Annotated in this window: 8 protein-coding genes; 4 read left to right on the top strand and 4 right to left on the bottom strand. The window is 70.5% G+C overall.

The window, feature by feature from the left end:
- Positions 1-7: 7 nt before the first annotated feature.
- Positions 8-364 (top strand): hypothetical protein, encoded by a 357-nt coding sequence (locus tag QHF84_RS17500; RefSeq protein ID WP_281314449.1) that lies wholly within the window; start codon positions 8-10, stop codon positions 362-364.
- A gap of 18 nt (positions 365-382) precedes the next feature.
- On the opposite strand, the gene QHF84_RS17495 is transcribed toward QHF84_RS17500, so the two are convergent.
- On the bottom strand, positions 383-814 hold the full coding sequence (locus QHF84_RS17495; protein WP_281314448.1) for a hypothetical protein: 432 nt from the start codon (positions 812-814) through the stop codon (positions 383-385).
- Between the two features lie 275 nt (positions 815-1,089).
- Here QHF84_RS17495 and QHF84_RS17490 point away from each other — a divergent pair, with 275 nt between their 5' ends.
- Both QHF84_RS17490 and QHF84_RS17485 read left to right on the top strand, forming a co-directional pair.
- Positions 1,090-4,020 carry a PD-(D/E)XK nuclease family protein gene (locus tag QHF84_RS17490; protein ID WP_281314447.1) on the top strand — a complete coding sequence of 977 codons (2,931 nt, stop codon included), beginning with the start codon at positions 1,090-1,092 and terminating at the stop codon, positions 4,018-4,020.
- Positions 4,017-7,826: a UvrD-helicase domain-containing protein gene (locus QHF84_RS17485; protein WP_281314446.1), complete on the top strand. Its 3,810-nt coding sequence runs from the start codon at positions 4,017-4,019 to the stop codon at positions 7,824-7,826. The genes QHF84_RS17490 and QHF84_RS17485 overlap by 4 nt, the downstream gene beginning before the upstream one ends.
- Before the next feature lie 29 nt (positions 7,827-7,855).
- Here the strand turns inward: QHF84_RS17485 and QHF84_RS17480 are convergent, their stop codons facing one another.
- The 3 genes from QHF84_RS17480 to QHF84_RS17470 form a co-directional block, all read right to left on the bottom strand.
- Positions 7,856-8,176 (bottom strand): ribonuclease E inhibitor RraB, encoded by a 321-nt coding sequence (locus tag QHF84_RS17480; protein WP_281314445.1) that lies wholly within the window; start codon positions 8,174-8,176, stop codon positions 7,856-7,858.
- Positions 8,173-9,345 carry a hypothetical protein gene (locus QHF84_RS17475; RefSeq protein ID WP_281314444.1) on the bottom strand — a complete coding sequence of 391 codons (1,173 nt, stop codon included), beginning with the start codon at positions 9,343-9,345 and terminating at the stop codon, positions 8,173-8,175. The genes QHF84_RS17480 and QHF84_RS17475 overlap by 4 nt, the downstream gene beginning before the upstream one ends.
- Positions 9,346-9,985: 640 nt before the next feature.
- Positions 9,986-11,284, bottom strand: a complete 1,299-nt coding sequence (locus QHF84_RS17470; protein WP_281314443.1) for an EAL domain-containing protein — start codon at positions 11,282-11,284, stop codon at positions 9,986-9,988.
- A 164-nt stretch (positions 11,285-11,448) separates the two neighbouring features.
- Here QHF84_RS17470 and QHF84_RS17465 point away from each other — a divergent pair, with 164 nt between their 5' ends.
- On the top strand, positions 11,449-13,245 hold the full coding sequence (locus tag QHF84_RS17465; RefSeq protein ID WP_281314442.1) for a phosphatidylserine/phosphatidylglycerophosphate/cardiolipin synthase family protein: 1,797 nt from the start codon (positions 11,449-11,451) through the stop codon (positions 13,243-13,245).
- Position 13,246 lies beyond the last annotated feature (1 nt).

Genomic DNA, 13,246 nt, shown 5'->3' with positions numbered 1-13,246 from the left:
TTTGATCGTGACCCGAACGAGCGTCCCGTACCCCAGCATCGAGACGTTGCGGGACACGTTCGTCGAAATGGAATCCGCGATCGGATATGTCTCGCGGCCCCGGACGATGCTGCTCATCGACGCGCGCCCGGCGCCGCCGCGGAACGACCCCGATTTCGAGGCGGAGTTCGGGCGATTGCGGAAGCACTTTTTGAGGGAGTTCCAGAAGATCGCGACGCTGGTCCAGACGGCGGTGGGGATCCTGCAGGTGACGCGGCAGGTGCGCGCGGACGAGCGGCCGACGGGGGTGTTCACGGATCCGGGCGAGGCGCTCGCGTATCTGGGGGTGGCGATGGAGCCGGAGCGGATCGAGGTTCGCACGTAGGGGCGACGGCCGCCGCTCTCAGGGGAAGGTCGGACTGATCGGTTGACAGGGCCCGGCGGAGGGGCCGACCAGGCCGCGGACCTCTTCGCAGGTGTCGAGGTCGTGCGTGCAGTGGGTCAGAGCGCCGTCTCGGAAGCAGAATCGCATCTCGTCGAGCGAGGCGTAGTACCTCCACAGGGCCCAGCCCGCGAAGACCAGGGTCAGCGCCGCGGCTGCGAGCCACCATCGACGGCTCTTCACCCTCGCACGACTGGTCGTCGGCGGGCTGGGGGCCGGGGTGGCCGTCTCCTTTTCGCCTTCGAATTGGGCGATGGCGACGTTTGTCCTTTCCTGTTCCTCCTCGACTTCACCCCCGCGGAGGATCGTGGGGTCGTCTTTGGTGCGTTCTGCCAATGGGGTCGCTTCCGTCAGCAGGCGTTTGGCCCGCTCGATGTCATGACAGCTTGCCATTGCCGCGGCCGCGATTGACGATCGAAATCCGCCGCCCGAGCGCAGACGCGCGCCCGCCGTCCGCGTGGACGTCGCCCGGGAACCCGCCCCCACCCCCCAACCCTGGCAAACCCCCCACCCCCGTCCCCCGTTTCACCGCCCGTCCCCCCCGGGAAACCTCTTGCCGCGCGATCCCCCCCCTGCCAAAAAGGCGCCCCCTGTTTCTCGCGCCGACCGATCGCCACGTCGAGATAGCTCTTGCTGCGCCGGGCCAAGCCGCTCGCGGCGCCAGGACCTTGCGCGCCTTCGTGCAGGGCGCCCTCGCCATGGTCGAGCCGGATTGTGGCCTCGCTTCGAACGCCGTCACCCGCCTCGTCTCCCGCGTCGCCCTCGAAGCCGGCCCCGTCGCTGGCCTCGATCTTCCCGACGCACCGGCCGAGCGGGTCGCGTTTGCCGACGTCGTCGACTCCGCCCTCGGCCGCCTCCGGCGCGCCGGCGTTCGGCCGGACCACCTTTTCCAGGCCGAGGGCCCCCAGGCCGCGCTCCTCGCCGAGGTCATGCGCCGCGCCGATGAAATCCTCGCGCAAAAGAGCCTCGTCGATCCGCGCAGCGCCGGGTTCGTCCTGTCCCGCGCCCTTCGACGTGGGCCTTGTGACGCCCTTCTCCAGGAAATGTCGGCGTACGACGTCACCCTCTCCGGCCTCCTCGCCTTCGAGGCCGACGACCTCTCCTGGCTCGAGGCTTTGCATGCCCGCGCACGTGAGGCCGGCGGACGTGGGCTCGTCGTCGAGATGCCGCTCCTCTCGGGTGAATCCCTGTTCGACCCGACCGACCTCGACGAGGAGGCCGTCGGCGGTGTCGCCACCGTCCTCGAAAAACGCTGGTCCGAGCTCACGTTCGGGCCCTCCATCGATTGGAGCCCGCTCAGCGACGGCGCGGCCTCCCTCGTATTGCGCGCGGCCGGCCCTGAAGGCGAGGCGCGCGCCGTCGCGGCCGAGGTCCTCTCTGCGCTCGGCAGCGGCGTCCCGCCCGAATCCATTGCGATCCTCGTCCCCGCGCTCGACGACGGCACCCTCGATCCGCTCCGCGCTGCCCTCTCCGACGCCCGTATTCCTTTTCACGAGCCCCGCGGCCCCTCGCCGGATGCTTCGCCTGAAGGCCGCGCCGCGCTTGGCCTCTTTGCGCTCGCGTCCGGGCCCGTCACGCGCGAACGCGTGATCGATATCCTCCGCGCCCCCGGCCTTCATTCCGGTATATGGGTCTCCGAGCGCGCCGAGCGCGACGCCGAGGCCAAGGCCGCATTGCTCGCCCACAGGCTGCGCGACGTCCCCGTCGAGGTCGATCGCACCGGAACGCTTCTCGTCGAGAATCTCCGCGCGGTCATCGAAGCGGCCGGAGACGCGGACGAGGCCTGGATGCCGGACGCGCTCACGCGAATGCTGGAGAGCGTCGTGCTCCTTGCCGGGGGAAAAACCCGGGCCGAGATTGCAGCGAGGTTTGGCGCGCTTTGCGACAAACTCGATCTTGGCCGGCCCTCGATGGGCGAGCTCGGCGCCGCGCTCCGTGTCGAGGCGCTCCGCGGCCGATCCCTCGCGCTCAAGGCCATTGGCGAGGGACAAGCAGCGGTGCGCGCCATTCGTGACGCCACGCGCGCCGTCGTCGAAGCGGCGGCCATGCTCGGCCTCGAGGACGCGCCGGCCCGCGTCGAGGAGCTTTATGCCGAGGTGCGTCGGGCCGGCGCGCTGCAGGGGCGGTCCGACGGCGGCGGCAGCCGCGCCAGCGCCGTCCGGATCGCCCGACCTTCCGAGCTTTGTGGGATCCGGTACGAGGTCCTCCTCGTCACGGGCCTCGGCCCGGGCGGGTACGGGCCGGAGTCGGACGGCGGGCTCATCGACGAGCGGCTCTGGTCGACGCTGCCGGCCTCGGCGCGTCCGCCGACGTCGCGCGAGCGGGATCGCATCCGCCGGGCCGAGCTCGCGTGGGCCATGGGCGGCGCGCGGCGCGTCGTGCTCGCGTACAGCACCACCGACGACGAGGCCGCGCCGCATCCGACCGTCACGCGCGCGCTGCGATCGCAGGTCGCCGAGCGTGTCGAGCCCTCGTCGCGTGTGTCGCGGGCGGCCTCGCGGATCGATCCACGCGGGGCCGAGCTCGTCGCGCTCTCGGCGGGCTCGCTCCCGGCGCCGCTCATCGCGGATCGTGTCTCCATCGAGCGGGCGCGCCTCGCGTTTTTCCTCGATCCGCGGGCGGACGCGGGACCCTTCACGGGCCGGATCGACCCGGCCGATCCCGAGCTCGCCGCGCACCTCCGCGCGTGCGTGGGCGGCGACATGCCCTCGCGGCCGATCGCGGTCACGCACATCGAAAAGGCCGCGGGCTGCGCGTTCGCGGGGTTTGCCCGGCGCGTGTGGAAGACGCGTCGCCAGGAGGACGCGCTCGAAGCGGCCGATCCACGCGAGCGGGGCACGCAGGTGCACGCGGCCACGGCGGCGGCGTTCGAGGCGGCGTGGGAGGCGGGCGGGCGCGCGAACCGGCGCAAGGCGCTCGAAGCGGCGCGCGACGCGGCGATGCGCGCGGTCGGCGCGGACAAAGAGGCAGCGCCGCTGCGGCGGGAGCTTTTGATCGCGGCCGTCGACGTCGCGCTCGGGTTCGTCGCGCACGGCCTCGACGAGCAAGGATTTTCGTTTGCGCTCGCCGAACAACCGTTCGGCCCGTCGGTCGAGGCGCCGTGGGACGCGCTCCCGATCGCGTCGATGCCGGGGGAAGGGGAGGGCGACCGGGCGCCGGGGCCGTCGGTGTTCGTCGAGGGCAAGATCGACCGCGTCGATCGGGGCGACGGCGGCAAAAGCGCGGCGCGCGTCGTCGACTACAAGACGGGGCAGATCCCGAGCAAGAGCGAGCAGGGAACCTTGCACCTGCAACTGCCGCTCTACGCCGCCGCCGTGGCGCGGGCGACGGGCGCCGAGGAGGTACAGGCGCTCTACCTCGGCGCGGACAAGCGGGGCGAGATCAAGGCCTCGCCGGCGAAGGACCCGGATCGACGGGCCATCGCGGACAAACGGATCGACGCGGAGCGCACGGCCCGCAAGGTGGTGCTCTCGCTGTGGGACGGCCACATCGAGCCGCGACCCGTGAAGGGGGATCTTTGCGATCGGTGTGACGCGCGGGACGTCTGCCGCAGGCCGGCCGTGGTGCCGGGCGAGGCGGACGAGGAGGGCGGCGGATGACGTTGCCCCCCGAAGACGCGCTCCTCTACGCCTTCCGGCGCAACATCGTCGTCGCGGCGAGCGCGGGCACCGGCAAGACGTACCGGCTCACGGCGCTTTACGTCCTGCTCACGCTCGGCCTCACCTCGATGGGCCAGGCCGACGGTGACAAACCTGCCGAGCCGATCCCGCCCGAGCGTATCGTCGCGACGACCTTTTCACGCGCCGCCGCGCAGGAGATCGCGGCCCGCGTGCAAGCGGCGCTCTCCGAGATCGCGGCGTGGGACGAGGAAGGACCCGAGCCCAAACTCGCGGCGATCCTCCTGGCGCGGCGCGCGCTCATCGCGGATCCGCCTTCGATCCCCGAGCTCAAGCGCCGGGCGGCCGACGCGCTCGGCAGGTCCGCGGGCGCGCGCATCGACACGCTGCACGGCCTCGCGCAGCAGATCGTCCGCACGCACGCGCTCGCGCTCGGCGTGGATCCGCAAGCCCGCGTCGTCGAGGAGGACGAGGCGCAGGCGCTCGCGGATCTCGCGGTCGACGAAGCGCTCTCGGCCGCGCTCTCGGCCGGCGGTGATCGCGCCGAGGCCGCGCGCGCGCTCGTCGCCGCCGCAAACGGCGTGTGGGGCGCGCGCAAGCAGGTCGCGAGCCTCTGCGACCGCCTCGACGAAGAGGGCCTCTTGCCCTCGGAGCTCTTGCTCGCCGAACACGAAGGCGGCGCGCGCGCCCTCCGCGCCTCGCTCGACTCCATCGTCGCGACCTGTATCGCCGGCGGACAACGCACCAAGGACGCAGCCGCGGTCCTCGCGCGTGCCCTCGCGCAAGGCAGCCCCGGCGAGCTCTTCCCGGCCGCGGCCGAAGAGCCGCTCCGCGACCTCTTCGCCATCGCCATGCGCGGCAAGACGAGCGACGCCGACAAGGAGTTCGCCGCCTTCCGCGAAGAGCTCCCCGGCGACAGCAACGCCGAGCGCGCCTCGGGCCTGCTCGCGATCCTCCGCGAAGCGCCGCATCTCTCGGTCCGCGAGCGTGGCATCGTCGCCCTCCTCGAAGACGCGCGCACCCGCCTCGGCGCCCTCCGCCGCCAGGAAGGCCTCCTGAGCTTCGGCGACATGCTCCGCATGGCCCGCGACGGCCTCCGTGATCGCCCCGAGATCGCCGTGCAGGTCCGCGCTTCCATCGACGCGCTCCTCGTCGACGAGTTCCAGGACACGAGCCGCGCGCAACGCGACATCGTTTATCTCCTCCGCGAGCGCGAGGACAGCGATCGCCCCCCCGGCCGCGCGCCCATCGCGGAAAACCTCGTCGGGCACGGCCTCTTCCTCGTCGGCGACCGCAAGCAATCCATCTACGGCTTCCGCGGCGCCGACGTCGCCGTCTTCTCGCGCATCACGGGCGAGCTCTGCGGCCCGCTCGCCCGCGAGGCCCTCGCCCTCGCGCCCGAGATCTGCGCGCCCGAGGCCCGCGCCGACCTCGTCGCCCTCCGCGAGAGCCGCCGCAGCGGCGGCAAGATCCTCGACTTCGTCAACGCCTTCTCCGCCCACGATTTTCACGCGCCGGGGGACGCACATCCGCGCGACTTCGAGGTCGTCTACGGCCCCGCCGATCACCTCGTCCCCGTCACGGAAGCGCAGGGCGCAGGCGAAGTCGTGCTCGTCGACGACGACGGCGCCTCGCCGCCCGACGCCGAGCCCGTCGTCCGCGGCGCCACGCGCTCCATGCGCGAAGCCTTCGTCGCCGCGGCCTTCACCGCGCGCTTCGTCCGCAGCGGCGAGGGCTCCTTCCGCGACATCGCCATCCTCGCGCGCCGCCGAAAAACCCTCCCGCTCCTCGAGCTCGCGCTCGCCCGCATCGACGTCCCGCACGTCGTCGCGGGCCGCGCGCTCTTCGACACCTCCGAGGTCCGCGACGTCGCCGCGGTCCTGCGCCTCCTCGTCGATCGCCGCGACCGTCTCGCGCTCGCCACCGTCCTCCGCGGCCCCGCCGTCGGTTTGTCCGACGCCGCGCTCGCGTGGCTCGGCGCGCCGAAAACCGGTTTGTCCTTGCCGCTCGAACGATCGGACGCCCCGCGCCTGCTCCCGACCTTGCCCGCCTGGGAAAAGCTCGGCCCCGCGGATCGCACGCGCCTCGAAGACTTCGTCCGCCGCTTCGTCGAGCTTCGCCGCGCCGCCTTGCGCCTTCATCCGGGCGAAGCGATCCGCGCGGCCGTCGCGGCCTTCGACCTCGATCGTGTCTTCGCCTCCATGCCTCGCCCCGAGATGCGCATCGGCCACGTCGATCGCCTCCTCGGCGTCGCGCGTCGCCGCGGCGGCTCGCTCCCCGGCTTCGTCCGCTGGCTCGATCGCCGCATGCGCGACGACTCCGACGAGCGCGACGAGGCCACGTTCGCCGAGGAAGAAGACGCCGTCCGCCTCATGACGATCCACGCGAGCAAGGGCCTCGACTTCCCCGTGGTGATCGTCCTCGACCTCGACGCGGGCGTCTCGCCACGGCCCTCGGGCCTCGGAATCGCCTCCCTCGGCGGCCCCAAACCCACGCTGATCCTGCGGCATCACGCCTCGCGGCCGGATCCGCTCTCCGACACGATGCTCTCGCGGCTCGAACGAGGCGAGCGGCCCGTGCTCGATTCGCTCCGCACGGAAGCGCAAGCAAAGGCGGACGAGCTCGCACGCGCACGCGAGCTCGCCGAGCGGCAGCGCCTCACGTACGTCGCCATCACGCGGCCGAAGCGCGCGCTCGTCATGATCGGCGTCCCCGATCCGCCGGAAGGCGCCCGCAAGCGCGCGAAGGGCGGCTCCGCCTTCGAATCCCTCAAAGACGGCTTCACGAAGCCCGCGATCAAGGACGCGATCACCCGCCGCGAGCAGGCCTCGGCCCTGCTCGCCGACCCGCTCGCGCAACCTCGCGAGGCGCGGCACGGCGCCGTCTCCCCGACGGGCCCCGCGCCGCCCTGGCCCGAGCGCCCGCCGACCCGCACGATCTCGATCGCCACGACCCCGCTCTCGCTCTTCCAGGGCTGCCCGCGCCGCTTCCGCCTGCGCCAGCTCATGGGCTTCGACGAGCCGATCAGCACCGGCTACGTCGAGCTCCCCGGCGATCCCGCGGCCGAGCCCGTCGAAGTCGACATCGAAGCCGACCTCGACCCGCGCATCCGAGGCCTCGCAGCCCACGGCGTCCTCGAACGCTGGCCCCGCGAGGCCTTCGGCCGCCCCGTCGACGTCGCCGACGTCCGCCGTCGCCTCGCCCTCGCCGGTCTCCGTCCCGAGATGCCCGAGGCCTCCCGCATCGCCGACGGCATCGCACGTTTCCTCGACGGCCCGTACACCCGCGCCATCCGCGATCAAGGCCTCCGCATGCTGCGCGAAGAACCCTTCGTCCTGACGATCGGCCTTTCCCCCGCGCCCGACGGCTCCCCGCGCGCCATCGGCCTACGCGGCGCCGTCGACTTCGTCGTCTTCCGCCCCGACGGCACCGTCGACGTCATCGACTACAAGCTCTCGCGCCCGCGCTCCGACCTCTCGGTCTACGCCTTCCAGCTCCACGCCTACGCGCTCAGCATGCACCGCCGCGAGCCCGAGCGACGCATCCGCGCAGGCGTCGTCTTCCTCGCGGGCTCCTCGCCCGAGCCGATCTTCCTCGCCACGGAAGGCGAAGACGGCACCATCTCGAACGAAGAGCACGACCGCTTCGCGAACGAGCTCAAGACCCTCGGCGAGCGTTTCGCCGAGGCACGCTGGGCCGACCGTTTCGATCCGGTCCCTCTGGATCGATGCCGCAAGCTCCACTGCGGTTTCGTCGGCGCCTGTTACGGGCCCGAGAGTACGTTGTAAGTGGCCACCACGAGCAACGACCTCCGCGCTCACTCTCCGAATGTCCCCCATCCATCGGAGTATCCCCCCACCTCTGCGCCCAGCTCATCGAGCTCCTGTTGCGCAGCGACGACCGCCTCGTATGTAGGAACCATCCGTTTGGCGCAGTAACAGGTCCATTCCTCAGCTTCTTCGTCGAACTCGAGCGACGGGGTATAGCCACGCTTCGCCACCAGATGCGCCAATTCCGCGCCCGCAGCTTGATCCGGGACAGATACAACGAATTCGATGTCCATCGGCTTCGACATGTCGCACCGTGTCGCTATGCGACGCAGGGCAGCGCCATCGGCATCGTCGGGGTAATCCATCATTTCTCCTGCTCCAGTAGCTTTTTCCCGGGAGACTCGATCTTGTTGTAGTTGTCAGGGCGAGCCGGACCGCCGTGTTCCTGCAGCCGACGCGCTTCTTCCTTGAAGGCTTCTTTCCCGTTCGGCGCGGGCCTCCAGTCTGTTGCTACATGCTGGTCTCCGGTTTTCCGCTCGATGCGACGACCGGATATCTGGGAGCGCTCTCGACTACCTTTACCGTCGTACGTTCTGCCGCTGGCGTGCGTGTTCGTGTAGGAGCCTGTTTCGCTGCTGCTACTCCCCGACGCGGACCGCGTCGTCGTCTTGACCGTCGTCTTCGCGGCACCTCCCCCACCGCTCCCGTTCCCCGTCGACAACGACTGCCCGTCGTGCGTCGCGGCGGGCTTCTGCTTGCCCTTCGGGATGAAGTTCTGGTGGCGCGCATGGCAAATCCGCTCGAGACACTCCCTGCCTCGATCTTCCGCGAGTGCGGAGACGTCCGCCGGGGTGAGCCCCCAGTCCTCATACTCCCGCGCCGCGTCCTCGGACAACCTCGCCGGCTCGGGCGGTCGGGCCTCGCGGGGGCTCTCCGCGACGACGGGCTCCGTGCGGGTCCGGTGCACGAGGACCTTCGTGCAGCCCCCTGAGCCCGAACCGCCGCGACGACGCGCCTGCCCCGGCTCTGGAGACGATGCACAACGCTTCGTCTCCGGGAGCGGCTTCGGCCGCTCGGCCTTTTTGGCCTCGGCCTTCTTGGTCGCCTCCTCCTTGCGCTCCTCCTCGTGCTTGCCCTCGACCTTCGCCGCGACGACGCGGGGCTTCGGCGGCGCCGGGCATTCGAGCGTGTTGTACGGAATCGGCAAGAGCTTCGCGCTCTCGGGCGGCGCGTTCAGGTCGAAAACGTAAACGGCGCTGCCATTGCCTCTCGCGAGGTCCACCTCCCGGACCCCGAAGAAGGGCGTGCCGTCGGAGCTGAGCCCCCAGATTCGCTTGTCTTTCGAGACGTTCGGCGGACGCACGCAGACGTGGATGACGTTCGACGCCTCGAAGATCCGGGCCATGGTGGGATCGCGCGAGGAGGCGCATCCGAACAAAAGCAAAACGAAACACGAGATGCGGGCCGCCTTTGCCAGGAGGGCGAGCGCCGTGACGAGGAAGTGCCAAAGGCGAGCCAGAAGAGTCAATCGCTGCATGGACCACCCCCATCCCTCGGAATGGTCTGGCCCTCACCCCCGTCGGCAGGCAGCCATCCGAGTCATGGGCAGACGATGGTGGGGCTCGTCCGCGGCCGTCAACGACACGAAAGCGGCATTGGAGTCCGACGCAGCCCAATGCACGACGTCACTCGGCGACCCAGGCTCATGGATGGCAATCGAGCCCACAAGAATGCATGCGCGTCATCAGCGGGAGCCGCCGCGGCTGCCGAGAAAAGGCTTGACATCCCCACCGAGAGAAGGTCCGGGGCTGCCTCTGCGCTCACCGGGCGCGTGAAAACCGAACTCGGCGCGCTCCGAACGGTGTTTGCAACGCGTGCAGACGGCACAACGCGTGTAGGAAAGCCGTCTGCACCGCGTGCAGACGGCTTTGCGTACGTTCGAAGACCCGTCTGCAACGCGTGCAGACGGCTTTGCGTACGTTCGAAGACCCGTCTGCAACGCGTGCAGACGGCTTTGTGTACGTTCGAAGACCCGTCTGCAACGCGTGCAGACGGCTTCGCGTACGTTCGAAACCCGTTTGCAACGCGTGCACGCGGGGGTTGGTACGTTGCGATCAGCGTTTGCAACGCGTGCACGCGGGGTCCGGTGCGCTGCTACGCCCTCTCGGCCAGTGAAGCTAGAACTCTCCGTCCGCGATCGCCCGCATGAGCACCTGCATCGTCACGGTCCCCAAGTACCGTCCATGATGCTCCACGATCACCGGATCGTACGTGCGCGGCTCGTCCCGCGACGTCGCGAGCCGCAACGCCACCGGCAGCGGCGTCGCCTCGTCCACCCGGAGCGGATGCGGATCCATCAGCTCCGCGATCGGACGACCGCCGCGTCGTGTGTGCGCGAGCTCGTCCAGCAGCCGCTCCCGCGTCGCGAGCCCGAGCACGTGTCCATCACTGTCCACCACCGGCAGCGCCGCGTACGCCGTCGAGCGCCTGAGCGCGATCGCGACCTCTCCCGCGGGCGTCGCCGGCAGCACGGATGCATGTGATCCACGCAGCGCGCTGATCGTGCGCGGCGGCGGGATCGACTGGCCATCCCGCTCGGCCTCCCGCGCCGCGCGCCGCACGAGATCCTTCACGGTCGCCGGCAGCGGGCCGAGCTCCGGCGCGGGCCTCGCGAGCAGATACCCCTGACCAAGCTCCACGCCGCACGCGAGCAGCGCGTGCAGATCGTGTTCGTCCTCGATGCCCTCCGCGATCACCTGGATCCCCGCGCGCCGCCCGAAATCCGCGAGCGATCGCACGAGATGCGCGCGCAGCGGATCGCCCGCGAGGTGCCGGACGATCGCCTTGTCGAGCTTCAAAAAATGCGGCCGCACGCGCACGAGCGCCGTCAGCGACGCGTAACCCGCGCCCACGTCGTCGAGCGCGATCCGAAACCCTTGGCTCGCGTAGTGCCGCACGATCCGTTCGAGACGATCGCTGTCGAGCACCGCACCCGACTCCGTCAACTCGAGGACGATCCGCGTCGGCGCGACCCCGTGCTCCTCCAGGAGCCGCCGCGTGAACCCCGCGCTGAAGGCCGGGTCGTCGATCACCCGTGGATCGACGTTCAGGAAAAACACGCCCTCGGATCCCACGCGCGCGAGCGTCTCGATCCCGATCTCGCGGAAGCGCCGGTCGACGGCCACGAGCCTTCCGTGCGAGTGCGCCATCTCGAGCAGCGCCTGCGGCCCCGACACGCCACGCGCGTGCGCCTCGGACGCACCTGGCCCGAGCCGCCCGAGCACCTCGCGCCCCATCACCTCGCCCGTGCCGAGATCCACGATCGGCTGGAAAGCCACGTGCAGGTGTTCACTGACGAGCAGATCGTCGAGCCAGGTCGGGGCGGTCAACACGGCACCCGACCCCGGCGGGATCGTCCCGAGGGTCTCCTCCCTCGCCGCCGACGGCGCCTCTGCGCGCTGCTCACCTGCCTTCATTGGTAGGTCGATCCTCCGGAGTCCTCATACTACCGGTTTTTTTCGGGACGGTAGCATTCCCGTTTCTTGCGAACGTACGTACGCAGACGTTGGTGGTGTTGCTCGCGTATGCACGCTTTCGAGTCCGCCCGCCCGGCTCTAGGGCTTTCCTTAGGGGAGGGCGTATGCCGAGGGAACGAGCCAAGCTCGAAGTCCTGGTCACGACACCACACGGCGCGCCTGTCCAGGGGGCATCCGTGCGTCTCCTCGGCCCGCGGGGGGCCGTGGTGGCGGAGGAGGTCGCGCCCGGGCGGAGCCTCGTCGTCTTGCCGCGGCGCGGCGATTACGAGCTCATCGTCGAGCCCGGGGCCTCGCCGTTCGAGCTTCGGCCGCTCCGCACCACGGTGTTCCTGACCCCCGGCAAATGCGGGAGTGTCGTCGCCGCGATGAGCGGCCTCGAAGGCGTGCGTTCCCGCGTCGAGCGCGTCGAATGCGGGGAGGGCAAGAGCACGGCCCACGTCGTCCTCGATTACGTGTGGTTTTCCCACATCGGGTATCCTCCGACGCTCGGCAATCGCGTGGACATGTTCGTCGACGGAGAAGACGGCTGGCGCGCGGTGGCCGAGGCGCTCATGGAAGCGCGCCGCTCGATTCGCGCCACCACGTGGGTCTACGAGCCGGAGCTCGAGCTCTTGCGCCCCGACCCGCTCGCCGAGCCGGCCGACCGCGAGGCCTATACCATCCAGCGCATCCTCGAATCCCGGGCCAAAGAGTCCGTCCTCGTGCAGCTCCTCATCTGGGATCCACCCCTCTTGCCCATTCCCGGCGAGGCGCGCCGCGTCGCGCTCGCCGCAGGCGACGGGTTCGAGGTCCTCACCGAGAAAAACCCCACCGAGGTCCCGATCTTCGACGCGCGACATTCGCTCGGAAACCGCCTCCTCGGCGAGATGCAGATCGGATCGTTCCACCAGAAGACCGTGATCGTCGACGGCCGCATCGGGTTTTGCGGCGGCATGAACATGCGCCAGAACGACTGGGACACGCGCCGCCACCGCCTCTTCGAGCCGCGCCGCTGCCGATTCTCGCGCCCGAGCGCGTTCCGCGCCCGCGTCAGGGACGGGCTCTGCGCCGCGGACAACCCGCCCCGCCACGATTTCGTGGCCCGTATCGAAGGCCCGAGCGTCGCCCACCTCGTCGAGAACTTCCGGGAGCGATGGAACCGGCTCCTCGAACGCGGCGCGCCGCACGCCGAGCGATCGACGCGTGTGCCCCCGCCCGAGCCCGCCGTGCTCCCCGAAGCGCCCGGGCGCTCCGCCGTGCAGGTCGTCCGCACCATGCCCGCGCCCAACGCCGAGCGCGGCATCCTCGACGTGTATCTGCGCGCCATCGCCGCCGCCCGCCGCCTCATTTACATCGAGGATCAGTATTTCCGGTCCACCTACGTGAGCGACGCGATCGCCGAGGCGGCCCGGAAAAACCCGCGCCTTTCGGTCCTCGTCCTCACGAGCGAGGCGCAGGCGAACCACCCCTTGACGGGCGCCTGGAGCCACGCCTGCTTCGAGCGCATCCGCGAGGCCCTCCCCGATTTCGAGCTCTACGCGCTCCGCTGCGTGGACCGCGACGGCCGCGGCAAGCGCCGCGTCCAGGAGATCGACCACCACGGCAAGCTCCTCCTCGTCGACGACCACTTCGTCACGGTGGGGAGCTGCAACGTGAACGACCGCGGCTTCGAATACGAAGGCGAATGCAACGTGGCCATCGTCGATCCGGCCTTCGCCGCCACCCTGCGCCTCGGCCTCTTCCGCGATTACCTCGGCGGCGATCCGCGCCTCGGAAAGGACATCGAGCACGACGTCGCGATCTTCCGCGAGCACGCCGCGCGGAATGCCGAAGGCCCGCCCGACGGCGACCCGCACCCGTACCTCGTCCCGTTCTCCCCGCGCCCCCGCCGCTCCCAGATTTTCGACCGCAGCGTCTTCTGAC

The sequence above is a fragment of the Polyangium sp. y55x31 genome (assembly GCF_029946505.1).
GTDB lineage: Bacteria > Myxococcota_A > Polyangia > Polyangiales > Polyangiaceae > Polyangium.
The sequence above is the reverse complement of the archived record's forward strand: the minus strand, read 5'-3'. Positions and strand labels throughout refer to the sequence as shown.

Bases quoted from the DNA above. Each gene is read 5' to 3' on its own strand.
- QHF84_RS17495 (WP_281314448.1), bottom strand. From the start codon at position 814: ATGGCAAGCTGTCATGACATCGAGCGGGCCAAACGCCTGCTGACGGAA.
- QHF84_RS17485 (WP_281314446.1), top strand. From the start codon at position 4,017: ATGACGTTGCCCCCCGAAGACGCGCTCCTCTACGCCTTCCGGCGCAAC.
- QHF84_RS17480 (WP_281314445.1), bottom strand. From the start codon at position 8,176: ATGATGGATTACCCCGACGATGCCGATGGCGCTGCCCTGCGTCGCATA.
- QHF84_RS17475 (WP_281314444.1), bottom strand. From the start codon at position 9,345: ATGCAGCGATTGACTCTTCTGGCTCGCCTTTGGCACTTCCTCGTCACG.
- QHF84_RS17470 (WP_281314443.1), bottom strand. From the start codon at position 11,284: ATGAAGGCAGGTGAGCAGCGCGCAGAGGCGCCGTCGGCGGCGAGGGAG.
- QHF84_RS17465 (WP_281314442.1), top strand. From the start codon at position 11,449: ATGCCGAGGGAACGAGCCAAGCTCGAAGTCCTGGTCACGACACCACAC.